18 protein-coding genes and 1 pseudogene are annotated in these 17,220 nt (G+C 74.3%); 10 read left to right on the top strand and 9 right to left on the bottom strand.

Going from position 1 to position 17,220, the window contains the following annotated elements; all coding sequences use genetic code 11:
- Positions 1 to 507: 507 nt before the first annotated feature.
- Entirely contained in the window at positions 508 to 2,046 is a 1,539-nt protein-coding gene (locus GV155_RS15060) for an HNH endonuclease signature motif containing protein (protein WP_160009250.1), read from the bottom strand.
- Between the two features lie 279 nt (positions 2,047 to 2,325).
- Positions 2,326 to 3,174 (bottom strand): cobalamin-binding protein, encoded by an 849-nt coding sequence (locus tag GV155_RS15055; RefSeq protein ID WP_160009248.1) that lies wholly within the window; start codon positions 3,172 to 3,174, stop codon positions 2,326 to 2,328.
- 45 nt (positions 3,175 to 3,219) lie between these two features.
- On the opposite strand from GV155_RS15055, the gene GV155_RS15050 reads away from it, so the two are divergent.
- Genes GV155_RS15050 through GV155_RS15035 form a run of 4 tightly spaced genes read left to right on the top strand, consistent with a single transcriptional unit; the run spans position 3,220 to position 5,550 of the window.
- Positions 3,220 to 3,999, top strand: coding sequence for a TSUP family transporter (locus GV155_RS15050; protein WP_160009246.1), 780 nt, complete (start codon positions 3,220 to 3,222; stop codon positions 3,997 to 3,999).
- A 7-nt stretch (positions 4,000 to 4,006) separates the two neighbouring features.
- Positions 4,007 to 4,654 (top strand): IMPACT family protein, encoded by a 648-nt coding sequence (locus GV155_RS15045; RefSeq protein WP_160009244.1) that lies wholly within the window; start codon positions 4,007 to 4,009, stop codon positions 4,652 to 4,654.
- A gap of 9 nt (positions 4,655 to 4,663) precedes the next feature.
- Positions 4,664 to 5,044, top strand: a complete 381-nt coding sequence (locus tag GV155_RS15040) for a pyridoxamine 5'-phosphate oxidase (protein WP_160009242.1) — start codon at positions 4,664 to 4,666, stop codon at positions 5,042 to 5,044.
- Entirely contained in the window at positions 5,041 to 5,550 is a 510-nt protein-coding gene (locus tag GV155_RS15035; RefSeq protein ID WP_160009240.1) for a GNAT family N-acetyltransferase, read from the top strand. The genes GV155_RS15040 and GV155_RS15035 overlap by 4 nt, the downstream gene beginning before the upstream one ends.
- Positions 5,551 to 5,569: 19 nt before the next feature.
- On the opposite strand, the gene GV155_RS15030 is transcribed toward GV155_RS15035, so the two are convergent.
- The 4 genes from GV155_RS15030 to msrA form a co-directional block, all read right to left on the bottom strand.
- Positions 5,570 to 6,910, bottom strand: a complete 1,341-nt coding sequence (locus GV155_RS15030; RefSeq protein WP_160009238.1) for an ABC1 kinase family protein — start codon at positions 6,908 to 6,910, stop codon at positions 5,570 to 5,572.
- Between the two features lie 58 nt (positions 6,911 to 6,968).
- Positions 6,969 to 7,316, bottom strand: a complete 348-nt coding sequence (locus tag GV155_RS15025) for a cupin domain-containing protein (RefSeq protein WP_160009236.1) — start codon at positions 7,314 to 7,316, stop codon at positions 6,969 to 6,971.
- A gap of 72 nt (positions 7,317 to 7,388) precedes the next feature.
- Complete coding sequence (locus GV155_RS15020) at positions 7,389 to 8,549, bottom strand: calcium-binding protein (RefSeq protein ID WP_201300186.1); 1,161 nt, start codon at positions 8,547 to 8,549, stop codon at positions 7,389 to 7,391.
- A 111-nt stretch (positions 8,550 to 8,660) separates the two neighbouring features.
- Positions 8,661 to 9,305: a peptide-methionine (S)-S-oxide reductase MsrA gene (gene msrA / locus GV155_RS15015; protein WP_160009234.1), complete on the bottom strand. Its 645-nt coding sequence runs from the start codon at positions 9,303 to 9,305 to the stop codon at positions 8,661 to 8,663.
- A 91-nt stretch (positions 9,306 to 9,396) separates the two neighbouring features.
- Here msrA and GV155_RS15010 point away from each other — a divergent pair, with 91 nt between their 5' ends.
- From GV155_RS15010 to ilvA, 4 genes and pseudogenes are all read left to right on the top strand, one after another.
- Entirely contained in the window at positions 9,397 to 10,587 is a 1,191-nt protein-coding gene (locus GV155_RS15010; RefSeq protein WP_160009232.1) for a cystathionine gamma-synthase, read from the top strand.
- Between the two features lie 7 nt (positions 10,588 to 10,594).
- Positions 10,595 to 12,040 (top strand): glutamate mutase L, encoded by a 1,446-nt coding sequence (locus GV155_RS15005; RefSeq protein WP_160009230.1) that lies wholly within the window; start codon positions 10,595 to 10,597, stop codon positions 12,038 to 12,040.
- A 4-nt stretch (positions 12,041 to 12,044) separates the two neighbouring features.
- Positions 12,045 to 12,869: pseudogene (locus GV155_RS21145) on the top strand (AI-2E family transporter); the annotation flags it as partial.
- 46 nt (positions 12,870 to 12,915) lie between these two features.
- On the top strand, positions 12,916 to 14,145 hold the full coding sequence (gene ilvA, locus GV155_RS14995) for a threonine ammonia-lyase (RefSeq protein WP_201300185.1): 1,230 nt from the start codon (positions 12,916 to 12,918) through the stop codon (positions 14,143 to 14,145).
- Positions 14,146 to 14,170: 25 nt separating this feature from the next.
- On the opposite strand, the gene greA is transcribed toward ilvA, so the two are convergent.
- Both greA and GV155_RS14985 read right to left on the bottom strand, forming a co-directional pair.
- Positions 14,171 to 14,674 (bottom strand): transcription elongation factor GreA, encoded by a 504-nt coding sequence (gene greA / locus GV155_RS14990; protein ID WP_160009228.1) that lies wholly within the window; start codon positions 14,672 to 14,674, stop codon positions 14,171 to 14,173.
- A 179-nt stretch (positions 14,675 to 14,853) separates the two neighbouring features.
- Positions 14,854 to 15,258, bottom strand: a complete 405-nt coding sequence (locus tag GV155_RS14985) for a DUF4307 domain-containing protein (RefSeq protein ID WP_160009226.1) — start codon at positions 15,256 to 15,258, stop codon at positions 14,854 to 14,856.
- Positions 15,259 to 15,317: 59 nt separating this feature from the next.
- On the opposite strand from GV155_RS14985, the gene mca reads away from it, so the two are divergent.
- Together mca and GV155_RS14975 are read left to right on the top strand one after the other, a co-directional pair.
- Positions 15,318 to 16,274: a mycothiol conjugate amidase Mca gene (gene mca, locus GV155_RS14980; RefSeq protein ID WP_160009224.1), complete on the top strand. Its 957-nt coding sequence runs from the start codon at positions 15,318 to 15,320 to the stop codon at positions 16,272 to 16,274.
- 7 nt (positions 16,275 to 16,281) lie between these two features.
- Positions 16,282 to 16,572 carry a hypothetical protein gene (locus GV155_RS14975; RefSeq protein ID WP_160009221.1) on the top strand — a complete coding sequence of 97 codons (291 nt, stop codon included), beginning with the start codon at positions 16,282 to 16,284 and terminating at the stop codon, positions 16,570 to 16,572.
- Positions 16,573 to 16,591: 19 nt separating this feature from the next.
- Here the strand turns inward: GV155_RS14975 and GV155_RS14970 are convergent, their stop codons facing one another.
- Complete coding sequence (locus tag GV155_RS14970; protein ID WP_160009219.1) at positions 16,592 to 17,218, bottom strand: class I SAM-dependent methyltransferase; 627 nt, start codon at positions 17,216 to 17,218, stop codon at positions 16,592 to 16,594.
- Positions 17,219 to 17,220 lie beyond the last annotated feature (2 nt).

Genomic DNA, 17,220 nt, shown 5'->3' with positions numbered 1-17,220 from the left:
CTAGCCTCGGCGCGGGCGCTCCGGCGCCCACCCGGTACGCCGCCGCGGTGCCGCCACCTCGCCCCCCGGGCCCGGTGCGTCTCTGTCGCAGGCTCACGGCTCCCTCCGCTCCCGCGCAGGGCGCCGCGGCGGCGTCACCCGCCGGGCCCCCGGTGGCCGAGGAGCGAGCGGCGGCCCCGGTGGTCGAGGGGCGAGCGGCCGGCCCCGGTGGTCGAGGAGCGAGCGAAGCGAGCGTCACGAGACCGGTCGCGGCAGCGGGTCGAGAGCCGCCGTGTGCCCGGGGGAGGTCCGGGCGGGCCGGTACCGCCGGTGGTCGAGGAGCGAGCGAAGCGAGCGTCACGAGACCGGTCGCTGCAGCGGGTAAGCCGCGGGGTGGTCGGGTCGTGATCTGCTGTCAGCAGGTGGCACTAGATCGCGAGTCGAGAGCCACCGGTGTGACCTGGCGCGCCGGTACCGCCGGTGGGCGTGCCCGGTCCGGCGGTAGGGCTGCTGCTGAGTGTCAGTGGGTCAGAAGGGTGGGGTGGTGTTGCGGGGTGGTGACGCGGTGGCATTGCCGGGTTGGTCGGGGTCGTCTGCGACCTGGGGCGGCGGCGCCGGGTAGGGGGTGGTGTCCGGCGTTTTGGGGAGTGGGTCGGGTGGTGGACCGGGCGGCAGCTGGTCGATCGGATGGGTCCCGGCGTGGGAGCGGAGGTACCGCTCGCCTTGGGGACTAGTCCACAGGTACAGCCCTGGGCCGAGTGCCTCGTAGTCCCAGCCCATGTGGGTCTTGGCGCGGTGGTGCTGGCGGCAGGCGGGGGCGACGTTCCCGGTCTCGGTCGGTCCTTCGGGGTACGGGATGACGTGTTCCATGTCGGTGAAGACGGCCGGGTTGGTGCACCAGGGGAAGACGCAGGTGGTGTCGCGCAGCTGGGTCTGTTCCTTGAGGCGGTCGGAGCACTCGTAGGAGTCGCAGTGGATCGTCTCGGCCAGGTCGAGGACCGGCCGGATGGTGATCGAGGCGGCGGTGCTGGCCCATTGGCGGACCTGGGCGGTGGTGATCGGGCCCTTGGCGGGGTGCCGGTTGTCCAGGCGTGAGACGAGGGTGTCGTTGACGTCGCCGGCGCCGGCACAGAAGAGCGGGTTGAACACGCCGCCGGGGATGTGGGCGAACAGCACCAGGGCCGGACCCGCGGGTGTCGTGGGCTCATCGTGGCCCTCGGGGAGCATGGCCTGGCCGAGGGCCAGCGAGCCCAGGGCCTGGGAGCGGCGGACGTCGAGGGACTCGGTCGATCCGTCGTCGGCGTAGGCCTTCGCCCGGTCGCGGACGGTGGCTTCGAGGGCCATGGCGTCGGCGAGGTCGAGCCCGGCGTCGAGCTGGACGGTGCCGTCGGCGTGGTCGGCGAGTCCGATGCGGCAGTACCTGCCGTCGGCGGCAGCCTTCCGCTTCTCCTCCGCCGCGGCGGGGTCCCACCGCATCAGTGCTTCGTCGGTCAGGCGGGACAGTTGGGCGTAGGAGATGGAGTGCGCGAACGGAGCGACGAGCCGGTCGACCTCCGCGGCACCGTCCTCGCACAGGGCCATGGTCTTCTCTGCGACGAGTCGGGCCCGCCAGACCGGGCAGGCACCGGACACGACGCGTTCGTAGAGTCTGGGGAGGCGGTAGCGCAGCTCGAGGGTGATCGCGATCTGGTCGGCACCGGACCTGGTCGAGACGCCCAGGACGGCGGAGATCTCGATGACCGCGGACTCACGCACCAACGGACACCCGACACCGCCGAGGGACAGGCCGTGGTCGCCGTAACCGGCGATCCACATCGCTTCGTCGTCGCGTAGCGCTTCGTTCGCGATGCACCACTCCACGATGCTCTGGAGCACCCGGACTTCTGCCGCGGCGCGGACCGCCTTGGCGTCCTTGACCTCAGCCAGCAGGGCGGCTCGGGTGGCTTCGCGGCGGTTGTCGAGCTCGTGGACCCAGTCGAGGAACGAGGGGTCCGGGGACATGACGGCCTCGACCTGGACGTCGAGCATCGGGTCGGGCCCGGTGCTGTCGTCTGGGGTGGTGGTCATGGATCTAGTGTAGTCGAACAGGCGTTCGATCGTCAGTGGACCTATGTCCTTGTGGAGAGGGTCTCGTGACGCTCGCTGGCGCTCGCTCCTCGACCACCGGGCCTTGGTCTCGTGACGCTCGCTGCGTTCGCTCGTCGGCCCCCGGGTGCTGGTCTCGTGACGCTCGCTGGCGCTCGCTCCTCGACCACCGGGGCTTGCGCTGCCTCCTCGACCACCGGGGGTTGCCGCCGCCTCTTCGACCACCGCGGTGCTGGCGCTCCCTCGGCGACAGACGACCGGTCAGCCCCCGTGCAGCACCCCGGCCAGCTCCTCGACCCCGTCCACCAGGCGCGGGCCGGGGCGCGCCCAGGAGGCGTCGGCGTCGACGGCGTGGACGCGGGCCCCGGCCGGCAGCACGCCGGCCGCGACCAGGGCGTCGGCCTGGGCCTGGGACGCCGCGCGGTCGAAGCCGCAGGGGGCGACGACGACCAGGTCGGGCCGGGCGGCGTGGACGGCCTCCCACGTGGTGCGCACGGACTTCTCGCCGGCGGCGCCGAGGACGCAGTCGCCGCCCGCGGCCTGGACCATCTCCGGGATCCAGTGACCCGGGGCGTACGGCGGGTCGGTCCACTCCAGCACCACCACGCGCGGGCGGGGCCGGCCGGCGACGCGCTGCTGCACGGCCGCGAGCCGTTCCTCCAGCGAGGCCACCAGGGCGGCGGCGGCCGGTTCACGCCCCGTGCGTCGGCCGAGCTCGCCGACCGTGCCGAGCACCTCGGCCAGGGTGTGCGGGTCGGTGGTGACGACGTCGGCGGTGCAGCCGAGGTGGGTCAGGGCGTCGCTGACGGTCGAGACGTCGATCGCGCACACCGCGCACAGGTCCTGGGTGACCACGAGGTCGGCGTCGAGCCCGGCCAGGGCGTCCTCGTCGAGCCGGTAGAGGTCCTCGCCGCGGGCCACGGCGGCCGACACCGCGGCGTCGATCCCGGCGGGGTCGAGGCCCTCGGGCAGGTTCGAGGTCGACACGATCCGCCGCGTCCGTGCCTCGGCGGGGTGGTCGCACTCGAACGTCACGCCGACCACCTCGTCCCCGGCGCCGATCGCGAAGAGGATCTCGGTGGTCGAGGGGAGGAGGGAGACGATACGCACGCCCGCCACCCTAGGTCGCCCGCGCGCGGTCCTAGGGTGACCGCCGTGGAGGACCCCGGCCTGACCCTGCTGGCGCTGCTCGCCCTGGCGGGCCTGGTCGCCGGCTTCGTCGACGCGGTCGTCGGCGGCGGCGGGCTGGTCCAGCTCCCGGCCCTGCTCGTCGGGCTGCCCGGCGCGAGCCCGGTGCAGGTCCTGGCCACCAACAAGCTCGCGTCCTGGCTGGGGGTGACGGTCAGCTCGGCGACCTACCTGAGACGGGTACGACCGCAGGCGTCGACGTTCGTGCCGCTGATGCTGGCCGCCTTCGTCGGGTCGGCCGGCGGTGCCGTCGTCGCGTCCTTCATCCCGCGCGAGGCGTTCGACCCGGTCGTCCTCGTCGCGCTGCTCCTGGTCGGCGCCTGGGTGCTGTTCCGGCCGTCCCTCGGCGAGGCGACCGAGCTGCGCTTCGGCCGCGGCCACCACGTCGCGCTGGCCGTGGGCGCCGGCCTCGTCGTCGGCTTCTACGACGGGGCGCTCGGCCCCGGCACCGGCAGCTTCTTCGTGCTGGCGATGGTCGGGCTCCTCGGCTACTCGTTCCTGGAGGGGTCCGCCAATGCGCGCCTGGCCAACTGGGCCACCAACCTCGCGGCGCTGGTCGTCTTCGTGCCCCAGGGTGCGGTGCTCTGGGAGGTCGGGCTCGTCGTCGGGGCGGCCAACGTCGTCGGTTCCTACGTCGGGGCGCGCACCGCCGTGGCTCGCGGTGCCGGCTTCGTCCGCGCGTTCTTCGTGGTGGTCGTGGGCGGTTTCGTGGTCCGCATCGGCGGCGACGTGCTGGGCCTCTGGTGACGCCGTCATGAGCACCCGCTACCGCACGGTCGCCCGCGCGGCGGAGGTCGAGACCGAGGTCAGCCGCTCCCGGTTCCTATGCCGTCTCGAGCGCGTCGGCACCGAAGGCGAGGCCCGTGCCGTGGTCGACGCCGCCCGCCGCGAGCACCGCGACGCCCGGCACCACTGCTCCGCCTTCCTGCTCGGCCCGCCGCCCCAGGTGGTCGAGCGCTCGAGCGACGACGGGGAGCCGGCCGGGACCGCCGGCGCCCCGATGCTGGAGGTCCTCCGGGGAGCGGGCTCCGACGCGGAGCCGCTGGCCGACGTGGTCGCGGTGGTGACGCGGTGGTTCGGCGGGACCCTGCTCGGCGCGGGCGGCCTGGTGCGCGCCTACGGCGACGCCGTGCGTACCGCCCTGGAGGCCGCCGGGACCCGCCGCCGCGAGCTGCTGCGCGAGCTCGAGGTGGAGGTCGGGCACGCCGACGCCGGACGGCTGGAGAGCGGTCTGCGGGCGCATGACGTCGCGGTGCTCGACCAGGCCTACGCCGCCCGCGTCACCCTCCGCCTGGGCGTCCCCACCGACGGCGTCGCCACGCTGCACGCCCTGGTCGCGGAGCTGACCGGCGGTACCGCGGAGGCGGTGGACGCGGGGGAGCGCTGGGTCGACCGCGGGTAGGTTCGGACCATGAGCATCCCGGTCGACCTCGCGGACCTCGCCCGCACCCTGGAGCAGTACGGCCCGGGCTACCTCCTGAGCACCGCCGGTGAGAGCGTCAAGGCGGTCTCGGCGGACCCCGTGCTGAGCGACGGCGTGGTCGTGGTGGCCGGTCCCGGTGGCGGCAGCCTGCGCAACGTCGTCGCGAACGCGACCGTGACGCTGCTGTTCCCGCCGCGCGAGGAGCGCGGGTACACCCTGCTGGTCGACGGGACCGCCACGGTCGACGGCGACGACGTCCGGGTCACCCCCGGGCACGCCGTGCTGCACCGCCCCGCGGACCACGCCGGACCGGACCACGCCCCGGGCAGCACGAGCTCCTGCGGGCACGACTGCCACCCGGTGACGTGAGCGGCACTCTCACGATCCGCCCCGCCACCGGCGCGGACTGGCCCGCCATCCGCCCGTTCTTCGACGAGGTGGTCGAGGCGCAGGAGACGTACGCCTACCCGCTCGGGCTGACCAGCGAGCAGGGCCGCGCACTGTGGTTCGCGGAGCCACCGGGCGCCACCGTCGTGCTGGTCGACGACACCGTCGGCGGCGAGGTCGTGCTCGGTACCGCGCGGATGGGGCCGAACCGGCCCGGGCCCGGCAGCCACGTCGGCACCGCCTCGTTCATGGTCGCCCCGGCGGCGCGCGGGCGCGGCGTCGGTCGCGCGCTCGGCGAGCACGTCGTGGCCTGGCACCGCGAGCAGGGGTACGCCGCGATCCAGTTCAACGCGGTGGTCGAGACCAACACCGCGGCCGTGCGCCTGTGGCGCTCGCTCGGCTTCGAGGTCGTCGGCACCGTCCCCGAGGCGTTCGCCTCCCCGACCCACGGCCGGGTGGGCCTGCACGTCATGCACCTGCGGCTCTGAGCAGCAGCGGCCACCGGCCTCAGGCGGCGGGCTCGGCGAAGCCGGGGAGCAGCTCCTCGAGGATCTCGCGGAACCGCGCCCGCGTCCCGAGCTGGGAGAGGATCGCGATGCCGCCGACCCACGAGCGGTGGATCAGCAGGTACTCCGGCGGCAGGTTCAGCTTGATCGCGACGGTGTACGCGGGCTCACGCGGGTCGTTGATCCGGGCGAACTGCTCGCGCATCCACTCCCGGCTGAACTGGAACTCCTCGACCCGGGTCGGCTCGACCAGCGGCGAGAGGTAGTCCGCGACCTGCTGGGCCTCCAGCTTGGTGCGCTCCTTGACGAAGCCCTCGGCCCGCAGGCCGTCCATCAGCTGGGTGGCGTCGTCGAGGGCGGCCAGGCGGATCAGCCGACCCATGACCTCGGGCAGCCCGGAGTCGGGCAGCCGGGCGACCGCGCCGAAGTCGAGCACGCCGAGGCGACCCGGGCGGCCGTCCTCGGTGGGCATCACCCGGTAGTTGCCGGGGTGCGGGTCGGCGTGGAGCATCGCGACCCGCGCCGGTGAGGAGAAGATGAAGCGGGTGAAGAGGTCGCCGTAGTGGTCGCGCTCCTCCTGCGTGCCGGAGGCGATGATCGAGGCCAGCGAGGCCGGGCTGTCGAGCCACTCGGTGACCAGCACCCGACGGCCGACGGCGACGACGTCGGGCACGACGATGTCGGGGTCGCCGCGGTAGCCCTCGGCGAAGCCGCGCTGGGCCTGCGCCTCGAGCTCGTAGTCGAGCTCCTCCTCGGCGCGCAGCTGCAGCTCCTCGATCAGCGGCTTGAGGTCGATGCCGGGGAAGACCGGCGCGATCGAGCGGCCGAGCCGCGACAGCTGGCGCAGGTCGGAGCGCAGCGCCTCGTCGGCGCCGGGGTACTGCACCTTGACCGCGACCTCGCGGCCGTCGTGCCAGCGACCCTTGTGGACCTGCCCGATCGAGGCCGAGGCGGTCGGGCCGCCGTCCAGCCAGACCAGCTGCTGCTTCCAGTCCGGTCCGAGGTCCTCGGTGAGCACCTGGCGCACCGTCGAGGTCGGCATCGGGGGGGCGGAGTCCTGCAGCTTGGTCAGCTGGTCGCGGTACGGACCCGCGATCTCCTCCGGCAGTGCCGACTCGAAGACCGACATCGCCTGACCGAACTTCATCGCCCCGCCCTTGAGCTCGCCCAGGGTGCGGAACACCTGCTCAGCGGTCTTGGCCTGGATGTCGCTCATCACGGCCTCCGCCGGCGCGCCACCGAGGCGGCGGCCGAAGCCGACGGCGCTGCGCCCGGCGTACCCCAGGGGAAGGCGGGCCAGACGTGCGGTGCGCGCGGCGGCCTTGCGAGGGAGGTCGCTCATGAGCCCATCCTGGCTCACGGCACCTGAGCCCGGGTCACCCGAGCGCGGGGAGCACGCCTCAGGTCTGGGGGCCCAGGAGCGTTCCGTCCTGGGCGCCGACGAGCGGGCCCGGCTCCTTCAGCTCCACGAGGAGCACGTGCGTCGGGGTGTCCCCGATGTTCTCGCCACGGTGCTCCTGCGCGGGGAGCCACGCGGTGGTCCCCGCTTCCATCGTCACCTCGCGGGACCCGTCGCCCGAGACGAGCAGCCGACGGAAGGACGACAGCGTGTACATCACGCTGTCCGGATGACGGTGGTTCGTGGTCGCGTCACCCGGCCGGTCGGCGTAGTCGAGCACCCGGACCCGGTCGTTCTCGAACACGACGCGGTAGTGGTCACCGTTCGTCGCGACCGGGTCGAGGTCCATGCGCCCCACGGTCGCACCGGGTGCCCCGGGCCTGCCAGGGCCGTTGGTCGCAGCCGGCTCCCGGGGTTGAGGTCAGGGGACCGACCTGATCACCTCGCACCCTGCGAAGCGGTCGGTGCCGGCGCCGCCCACGCACCGGTCACGACCCTGACCGCCCTGCAACCGGTCGGCGCCGGCGCCGCCTCGGAGCACGTCGTCGCCCCGCCCACCGATCAGGAGGTCGTCGTCGCCACCGCCGCGGAGGACGTCGTCGCCGCGGCCGCCGCAGACCACGTAGCGGCCGGACGAGGACGGCGGCTCCAGCACGTCGTCGCCGTCGGTGCCCGTGACCCCGCAGCGGGGGGTGGCGACGAGCGTGCCGCTGACGGGGGTCGGGCCGTCGGGGGAGTCGAGCTTGATCAGGAAGGTCTGGCCGGGGAAGGCGGTGTCGATCTCGACGTCGAGCCCGTCGCAGTCGTCGAACTGCTGGTCGGTCTCCCGGAAGCCGCCGTCGTCGGCCTCTCCGACGTACACCTCGATCACGGACAGGCGCTCCTCGCAGTAGCGCTGCGGTGACGGCCCGACCGCGACGTCGATCTCCACGCTGGACGCGAAGGGTGCCGTCCACTCGTACCAGATCGAGTGCCGGGCGGGCGTCGAGCCGACGTAGGACGGCTCCTCGCCCGGCTCGAGCGTGGCCAGCAGGCCCGAGGCGGGGTGCGGGGACGGGAACGCGGTGGAACGCCCCGTCAGCACCGTCGCGTCGGCCAGGTCGTCGTTGGCCGGGGGCGGCACCGGGGTCCAGGTCAGCCGGAAGGCCGCCGGACGCTGGCCGTCGTACTGCCCGACCTCGATCATGTAGGTGGCGCCCGCCTCGACCTGCTTGTAGATGCAGGAGTACACCTCGCTCTGGTGCTGGCACAGGTCACCGCGGCCGGCGGCTCCGTCCCGGCGCCCGATCCGCATGCTCAACGCGGACTGCTCGGTCTGGAAGGTGAACACGCCGTCCCGCGGTGCGGTCCAGGCGAACCACACCGACTGGCTGTACGTCTCGCCAGGAGCCGTGGTCGCGCCGATGGTCGTGCCCTCGACGCCACCCTCGACGCCGCCCTCCGCGCCGCCGATCGCCTGCGCGTCGGCGTAGTCGTCGTTCGGCGGCGCCGCGGAGGCCGGTGAGGCCACCACCAGCGATCCCGTCACGACGACGACCACGCCCAGCAGCAGCGCCGCCGTCCGGTTCCTCGACCTCTGCACACGTCCCACGACAGCCCCCCGGCGATCGACGAGGCCGGACCCGACCGACCGTCACCGGCAACCTATGCGCCCCACCACCTCAGGGCGGGTGTTCTTTCAGCCCGGCAGGCCTCAGGCGGTCTGCGGGAACCGCACCCCGGTGTTGGCGTGGCAGCGGTAGCCGAAGGGGTTCTTGGCGAGGTACTGCTGGTGCGGGTCCTCGGCGTAGTAGTACTCCGGCGCCGGCTTGATCTCGGTGGTGATCGAGCCGAGGCGGCGGCGCTCGAGCTCGGCGCCGTAGACCTCGGTCAGCTCGCGCGCGGTCTCCTCCTGCGCGGGCGTGGTCCAGTAGATCGCCGAGCGGTACTGCGTGCCGACGTCGTTGCCCTGGCGCATGCCCTGGGTCGGGTCGTGGATCTCGAAGAAGCGCTTCACCAGGTCGGCGAAGGCGACGCGGGTGGGGTCGTAGACGATCCGCACGGCCTCGGTGTGCCCGGTACGCCCGGAGCAGACCTCCTCGTACGACGGGTGCGGGGTCTCGCCGCCCGCGTAGCCGACCGAGGTCGAGAACACGCCGTCCAGGCCCCAGTACGCCTCCTCGGCGCCCCAGAAGCAGCCCAGGCCGAAGATGGCGACCTCGTGGCCGGCGGGGACCTCGTCGGTCACCAGCGGCGCGTCGAGCACGGCGTGCTGCGCGGCCAGGTGCCAGGGCCGCTCGGGCCGGCCGGCGAGGGCCTTGCCGGGCTCGGGGAGGGAGGACTTGTCGCGTCCGAACACTTCGATCTCCTTCGGTCGGGGTCGATCATCGATCGTCACCCCCCTCAACACCGCAGGCCGCCCGGACCTTCCCGCGCACTACTCTCGACGGGTGAGCGAGCAGCAGCAGGGGAACCAGTCCGAGAAGGCCGGGTTCGAGACCCGCGCCATCCACGCCGGCTACGAGCCCGACCCGACCACGGGGGCGGTGATCCCGCCGATCTTCGCGACCTCGACCTACAAGCAGGACGGCGTCGGCGGCCTGCGCGGCGGGTACGAGTACTCGCGCTCGGCCAACCCGACGCGTACCGCGCTCGAGGGCAACCTGGCCGCGCTCGAGGAGGGGGAGCGGGCCTTCGCCTTCGCCTCCGGCCTGGCCGCCGAGGACACCCTGGTCCGCGCGACCTGCCGCCCGGGCGACCACGTCGTCATCCCCGACGACGCCTACGGCGGCACGTACCGGCTCTTCGACAAGGTCGAGCAGGCGTGGGGCGTCGAGCACACGCCCGCCCCGGTCTCCGACGTCGAGGCCGTCCGCGCCGCGATCCGCCCCGGCACCACGAAGCTGGTGTGGTGCGAGACGCCGACGAACCCGCTGCTCAACATCGGGGACATCGAGGCCCTGGCGGCGGTCGCCCACGAGGCCGGCGCGCTGCTGGTGGTCGACAACACCTTCGCCTCGCCGTACCTGCAGCAGCCGCTGACGCTGGGCGCCGACGTCGTGGTGCACTCCACGACGAAGTACGCCGGGGGCCACTCCGACGTCGTCGGCGGCGCGCTCGTCGTGCGCGACCTCGACCTGGCCGAGAAGGTCGCCTTCCACCAGAACGCGATCGGTGCGGTCGCGGGTCCTTTCGACGCCTGGCTGGTGCTGCGCGGCCTGAAGACGCTCGCGGTCCGGATGGACCGGCACTGCGACAACGCCGAGCAGGTCGTGGCGATGCTGGCCGCGCACCCCGCCGTCACCGAGGTGATCTACCCCGGGCTGCCCGAGCACCCCGGTCACGCGGTCGCCGCGCGCCAGATGAAGCGGTTCGGCGGGATGGTGTCCTTCCGCGTGGCCGGCGGGGTCGAGGCCGCCCTCGCGGTCTGCGAGGGCACGGAGGTGTTCACCCTCGGCGAGAGCCTCGGCGGCGTCGAGTCGTTGATCGAGCACCCCGGGCGGATGACCCACGCCAGCGTGAGCGGGACCGCGCTCGAGGTGCCCGAGGACCTGGTCCGGCTCAGCGTCGGCATCGAGTCCGTCGCCGACCTCGTCGCCGACCTCGAGCAGGCGCTCGACCGCTCGCAGCAGGCCCGATGAGCAGCCGATGAGCGAGCCCGACTACCGGTTCACGCTGGCCAACGAGCGGACCTTCCTGGCCTGGACCCGCACCAGCCTCGGGCTGGTCGCGGCCGCGCTCTTCGTGCTGCACCTGATCGAGCGCGACCTCGTCTCGCTGCTGCTGGCGTTCCTGCTCCTGCTGAGCGCCGCCGGCGGCGACGTCCTCGCCGGGTACGACGCCTGCCGCGCCGCCCTGGTCGCCTCCCACCCCCGGGCCGCCGACGCCTCCCTGCTCGCCTGCTCCAGCGCCGGCGGCGGCCTGCGGATCGCGGTGCTCGGCAACGAGCCGCTCGTCACCGCCGAGGCCGGGCGCCGGGTCGCGCTGTCGAGCGGCGGCCACGTCGTCGCCGTGGCGTCGGTCGCCGGCGACGCGGACCCGGCCGCCGACGTGCTCGCCGCGACGCCGGACGTCGTGCTGCTGACCGGGGGCACCGACGGCGGCAACACCCGGGCGCTGGTCGACGGTGCGGCGGCGATCGCCAGAGCCGGCTGGACCGGCCCGGTGGTGGTGGCCGGCAACGTCTCCGCACACGCGGAGGTGGCGGCGGTCCTGGCCGGCGTACCGCACGTCCTGGCACCCAACGTCGTGCCCCGGATCGGGGTGCTCGCCCCCGACGGCGCCCGCGCGGCCGTGCGCGAGGTGTTCGTCAGCCACGTCATCGGGGGCAAGCGCCTGACCTCGCCGGCGCGCCGTCGCGAGCTCGAGGCCCTGGTACGCGGCGCGACCCCCGACGTCGTCCTGCGCGGGGTCGAGGTGCTGGCCGAGGAGGTCGGCGACGTCGTGGTGGTCGACGTCGGCGGTGCCACCACCGACGTGCACGCCGTGGTCGAGGTCGACCCCGAGCAGAGCGGCCTGGCCCGCGAGGTCGTCGCCACCACCCGCGCCGGGCGCACCGTCGAGGGCGACCTCGGGATGCGGTGGTCGGCCGTCACGACCGTCGAGCGGCTCGACCCCGACGAGCTGGCGCCGAAGGCGTACGACCGGCTCGCCGCCGCCGCCCGGCGACGCACCGACGACCCGGCCCACCTCCCGGTGGACGACGCGGACCTCGACGACGACGAGGCCCTGGCCCGCGCCGCGCTGTCCCAGGCGCTGCGCCGGCACGCCGGTCGCGCCCGGGTCGTCCTCGGAGCCGATGGTCGGGTCGTCGAGCGCAGCGGGCGCGACCTGCGCACCGTCGACCTCGTCGTCGGCTCCGGCGGCGTGCTCCGACACGGTCGTCCGGGCGTGGCCGACCGGGTCCTCGCCCCGGCCCTCGGGCCCGACGCCGCGGCCCGCGCCGGCGGCGGCTGGCAGCTGCCCGAGCACCCCCGCGTGGTCGTGGACCACGACTACGTCCTGGCCGCGGTCGGGCTGCTCGCCGACGCCCACCCCGCCGCCGCGCGGGCGCTCGCCCGCGGTCTGGTGACGGGTGCCACGGGCATACGCTGACGCGATGCCGCCGAACCCCGCTCCACCCGGCCGCGCCCCCGAGCAGGTCCGGGCGCGAGGCGGCGCCGGTGTGCCCTGGGGCCTCGACCTCGCCGCGGCCTGGTCGTGGCGGGTGCTGCTGCTCGCAGCGCTCGGGTGGGTGCTGGTGCAGCTGGTCGCGACGTACTCCGTGCTGGTCCTGCCGCTGGCGATCGCGGTGCTGCTGGCAGCGCTGGCCGACCCGGCGGTCCGGCTGCTCACGCGGTGGCTGCCGCGTGGCCTGGCGGCGCTGCTGGTCGTGGTGGTCGGGCTGGTGGTCGTCGGCGGCCTGCTCGGCTTCGTCGGCCAGCAGATCGCCACCGGCGCCTCCGACCTGGCCACGTCGGCCGCGGAGGGCATCGAGCAGGTCCGCACCTGGCTCGTCGAGGGGCCGCTCGACGCCAGCCAGTCGCAGGTCGACGACGCGGTCGCCGCCCTGCGTGACGCCGTGGCCTCCTTCGCCGGCGACGGTGCGCTGCAGCAGGCGCTCGCGGTCGGCTCGGGCGCGGGCAACGCGGTCGTCGGGTTCTTCCTGGCCCTCTTCGCGCTGTTCTTCTTCCTCTCCGACGGCCCCCGGATCTGGGGCTGGGCGGTCCGCCTGGCCCCTCGCGCCGCCCGCGGCCACGTCGACTCCTCGGGCCGGGTCGCCTGGACGACCCTGACCCACTACGTCCGGGCCACCGTCGCGGTCGCCCTGGTCGACGCGATCGGGATCACCGTCTGGGCCGCCGTGCTCGGCGTGCCGTTCCTGGCCGCGATCTTCGTGCTGACCTTCCTCGGTGCGTTCATCCCGGTCGTCGGTGCGACCCTGGCCGGCGCGGTGGCCACCCAGCCCCCGACCCCGAGCAGGAGACCCGATGACCGAGCCCGTGACCCGACCGCCGCTGGCGCTCGGCCTGGCCGAGATCCAGGCCGCCCGCGAGGTCCTGCGCGGGGTGGCGGTGGAGACCCCGATGGAGCGGTCGCGCTGGCTGTCGGCGCTCTGCGGCGGTCCGGTGCACCTCAAGTGCGAGAACCTGCAGCGCACCGGCTCCTTCAAGGCCCGCGGCGCCTACTACCGGATGGCGCGGCTGACCGAGGCGGAGCGGGCGAATGGTGTCGTCGCGGCCTCGGCCGGCAACCACGCGCAGGGCGTCGCCCTGGCCGGGCAGCTGCTCGGCATCCACGCCACCGTGTTCATGCCGGAGGGCGCGCCGATCCCGAAGGAGCGGGCGACCCGGGGGTACGGCGCCGACGTGGTCTTCGAGGGGCGTTACATCGAGGACGCCCTGGTGGGCGCGCGGCGCTTCGCGGAGGAGACCGGGGCGGTGCTGATCCACCCCTTCGACCACGCCGACATCATGGCCGGCCAGGGCACCTGCGGCCTGGAGGTGGCCGAGCAGGCGCCGGAGGCGCGCACCGTGCTGGTGCCGACCGGCGGTGGGGGGCTGATCGCGGGCGTCGCGATCGCGCTCAAGGCGCTGCGGCCCGACGTGCACCTGGTGGGCGTCCAGGCCGAGGGCGCGGCGGCGTACCCGACCTCGCTCGAGCAGGGTGCCCCGGTCGCGCTCACCTCGATGCGCACCATGGCCGACGGCATCGCGGTCGGGATGCCGGGGGAGCTGACCTTCGCCGCGGTGCGCGACCTCGTCGACGAGGTCGTCACGGTCTCCGAGGACTCGATGTCACGCGCGCTCGTGGCGCTGGTCGAGCGGACCAAGACCATCGTGGAACCGGCCGGCGCCGCCGCGGTGGCCGCGCTGCTCGACCACCCCGACCGCTGGCGGACCCCGCTGGTCGCGGTGCTGTCCGGGGGCAACATCGACCCGCTGCTGCTGGGCAAGGTCATCCGGCACGGCATGGCCGCCGCCGGGCGCTACCACGCGATGCGGGTCAACATCCCCGACGTGCCCGGGGGCCTGGCGGGGCTGCTGCTGGAGGTCTCCGACGCCGGCGCCAACGTGATCGAGGTCGTGCACGAACGCACCTCGCCCACGTTGCACGTGGGCGAGGTGGAGGTGCTGCTGCAGCTCGAGACGCGGGGCCAGGACCACTCCGAACGGCTGCTGACCCGGCTGCGCGAGCGCGGCTACCGGGTCACCGGCTGAGCCGTCCGTCCGCGCGAGGCGCAGGTCAGCCGCTGAAGGGGACCGCGTCGACGATCTCGATCTTCAGCGTCTTGCCGTTCGGTGCCTCGAAGTCGACCGTCTCGCCCTTGGCCGCGCCGTCGAGCGCCGCACCGAGCGGCGACTGCGGGGAGAAGACCTCGACGTCGGCCTCGTCGTCGTCGATGTCGCGGGAGCCGAGCAGGAACTGCTCGGTCTCGTCGTCGCCCTGGTAGCGGTAGGTGACGACCTTGCCGGCCGACACGCGGCCGTCGTCGGCGGCGGGCTCGGTCGTCGCCTGGCGCAGCATGTCCTCGAGCTGGCGGATCCGGCCCTCCATCTTGCCCTGCTCGTCCTTGGCCGAGTGGTACCCGCCGTTCTCCTTCAGGTCGCCCTCGTCACGGGCGGCGCTGATCCGCGCGATGATCTCGGCGCGCAGCGGCCCCTTGAGCTCCTCGAGCTCGGCGTGCAGGCGGTCGTGGGTCTTCTGGGTCAGCCACACGGTGCTGGCGGGCTGGCTCTGCTCGGTCATGCGGACTCCTGGTGGTACGGGCGTCCCTCGCCAGGCGGCATGCGCCTGGGTGGGAGGGACGGCCGACGACGGGTGGCGGGCTCTTCCCCGGGGTTCCGGGGTGGCCCGGCGGGCGGTCAGACCGACCACCCTAACAACACCAGGCCGCCCGTGGGCGGCTCACCGAGGGCGGAGCAGGGTCACCGGGGACGCGGCTGGGAGGTCGTGGTGCAGCCGAGGGACTCCACCGACGTGGCCAGGCGGTCGGTGCGCAGCTGCTGCTCGTAGCGCTGGCCCTCGGCGGGGGCGACCTCGAAGGCGATCTCGCCGACCACCGAGTGGTCCTCGGCGAAGGCACGCAGCCGGCACAGCCCGGTCACGCCGTCCTCGACCTCGACGTCGACGGTGGCGTCGACGGTGCGGGCGTCGAGGACGTCGAAGGAGACCAGCTGCGACTGCACCTCGGGCTCGGAGTGGTAGATCGTGGCCCACCCCAGCCAGGCCGCGAACGCGGCGACCACGACGCCCACGCCGGCCAGCAGCACGCGGCGCCGCCAGGGCGCGGGGGTGCCGTACCGGGTGTCGAGGTCGACCTGTGGGCTCACCACCCCAGGATGACAGGTGGGGCGGGACGACGGGTGGGGTGAGACCTACCATGAGAGCCATGTCGCAGCATGCCGAGCCGCAGCACCCCGACCCGTCGCACCCCGCGGGCGCCACGTCCAGCGGTCCCAGCGCGGGACTCCGCCTGATGCACGTGCACGCCCACCCCGACGACGAGTCGAGCAAGGGCGCGGCCACCACCGCCCGCTACGTCGCGGAGGGCGCCGAGGTCCACGTCGTGACCTGCACCGGCGGCGAGCGCGGGTCGATCCTGAACCCACGGATGGACCGTCCCGACGTGCTGGAGAACATCAGCGAGGTGCGTCGCCAGGAGATGGAGCGTGCCCGCGACATCCTCGGCATCCACCAGGAGTGGCTCGGCTTCGTGGACTCCGGCTGGCCCGACGGCGACCCCAAGCCCCCGCTGCCGGAGGGCTGCTTCGGCCTGGTCCCGCTCGAGGAGGCCGTCGAGGCGCTGGTCCGGGTCGTGCGCCGGGTCCGCCCACACGTGATGACGACCTACGACGAGCGCGGCGGCTACCCCCACCCCGACCACGTCCGCTGCCACGAGGTGAGCGTGGCCGCCTTCGACGCGGCCGCCGACCCGGCACGGTTCCCCGACGCGGGGGAGGCCTGGCAGGTCGCCAAGCTCTACTACCACCACTCCTTCAACCGGGAGCGGATGCAGTCGCTGCACGACGCGACGCTCGCGCACGGCCTGGAGTCGCCGTGGGCCGACCGCCTCAAGGAGTGGGTGCCCGAGCCCGAGTGGGACGCGCGCGTCACCACCAAGGTGCCCTGCGGGGAGTACTTCGGGGTCCGCGACCAGGCGCTGCTGGCCCACGCCACCCAGATCGACCCCGACGGGCACTGGTTCGCCATCCCGCGCGAGGTCCAGCAGAAGACCTGGCCGACCGAGGACTACGAGCTGGTCACCACCCACGTCGACGCCCCGGTCCCCGAGGACGACCTCTTCGCCGGCGTCCGGACCGGTGCCGTGAGGGCCTCCGTGGGATGATGGGGCCATGGACCTGCTCGTGACCCTGTGGCAGCTCGACCCCGTCCCCGAGCCGGACAACGTGGTCGCCGGCTGGGGAGCCTTCGGCATCTTCGGGCTCGGGATCCTGACGATCGCGCTGCTCGGCTGGAGCCTCGTGCACCGGCTGCGCAACGTCGACGCGGCGGAGGAGAAGGGGCTCTACGACGCCACCGACCGCAAGCCCCACGAGGGCGTCCCGCAGGACGGCCCTCCCGCGCCGCGGGCCCGCGGTCTCAAGGCGCAGCACGCCCCGCAGCAGGACGACCCGCGCGGCTGATCCCCGCCGCCCCCGGGCCTCAGGTCCGCACGCAGCGGACGAGGCAGTCCCACGCGGTCGCCGCCGCCTCGCCCGGTCGGGTGTGGGTGCCGTGGGGCGGCACCTCCCGCGCCACCCGTCCGGCCCTGACCACGTCCGGCGCCCGGTCGGCGAGGTCGGCGAGGACGTCCTCGGCGGTCATCAGCACCGTCGGGTCCTGCGGCCCGCCGGTGCCCTCGGCGAGGTTGCTCCGGTCGTGGGCGACGAGCAGGAACGTCCCGCCCGGTCGCAGGGCGTCGTACGCCGACCGCACCGCGGCCCGGCGCTGCTCGTCGTCCAGCTGCAGGTAGGCCAGCACGACGAGGTCCTGGCCGGCCGGCGGCGACCAGGTGGTCGCGTCGGCGCGCTGCCAGGTGACGCGGTCGCCGTGCTCCTGCTCGGCGGCCAGCGCCCGCCCCTTCTCGAGCGCCGCCGCCGAGAAGTCCGCGGCGGTCACCCGCCAGCCCCGCCCGGCCAGCCACAGCGCGTTGCGGCCCTCGCCGCAGGCCACGTCGAGCGCGCGGCCCGGCGGGAGGTCGGAGCACTCCTGCGCCACGAACGCGTTCGGCTCCAGCGACCAGACCAGCTCGCGGCCGGCGTACCGCTCGTCCCAGGCGCCCGCGTCCACGC

Origin of the sequence: Nocardioides sp. AX2bis (assembly GCF_902506435.1) — a bacterium.
In the GTDB taxonomy this organism is placed as follows: domain Bacteria; phylum Actinomycetota; class Actinomycetes; order Propionibacteriales; family Nocardioidaceae; genus Nocardioides.
The sequence above is the reverse complement of the archived record's forward strand: the minus strand, read 5'-3'. Positions and strand labels throughout refer to the sequence as shown.

Coding starts and splice junctions, on each gene's coding strand:
- GV155_RS15060 (WP_160009250.1), bottom strand. CDS start 2,046: ATGACCACCACCCCAGACGACAGCACCGGGCCCGACCCGATGCTCGAC.
- GV155_RS15045 (WP_160009244.1), top strand. CDS start 4,007: ATGAGCACCCGCTACCGCACGGTCGCCCGCGCGGCGGAGGTCGAGACC.
- GV155_RS15040 (WP_160009242.1), top strand. CDS start 4,664: ATGAGCATCCCGGTCGACCTCGCGGACCTCGCCCGCACCCTGGAGCAG.
- GV155_RS15030 (WP_160009238.1), bottom strand. CDS start 6,910: ATGAGCGACCTCCCTCGCAAGGCCGCCGCGCGCACCGCACGTCTGGCC.
- GV155_RS15025 (WP_160009236.1), bottom strand. CDS start 7,316: ATGGACCTCGACCCGGTCGCGACGAACGGTGACCACTACCGCGTCGTG.
- GV155_RS15005 (WP_160009230.1), top strand. CDS start 10,595: ATGAGCGAGCCCGACTACCGGTTCACGCTGGCCAACGAGCGGACCTTC.
- ilvA (WP_201300185.1), top strand. CDS start 12,916: ATGACCGAGCCCGTGACCCGACCGCCGCTGGCGCTCGGCCTGGCCGAG.
- greA (WP_160009228.1), bottom strand. CDS start 14,674: ATGACCGAGCAGAGCCAGCCCGCCAGCACCGTGTGGCTGACCCAGAAG.
- mca (WP_160009224.1), top strand. CDS start 15,318: ATGTCGCAGCATGCCGAGCCGCAGCACCCCGACCCGTCGCACCCCGCG.
- GV155_RS14975 (WP_160009221.1), top strand. CDS start 16,282: ATGGACCTGCTCGTGACCCTGTGGCAGCTCGACCCCGTCCCCGAGCCG.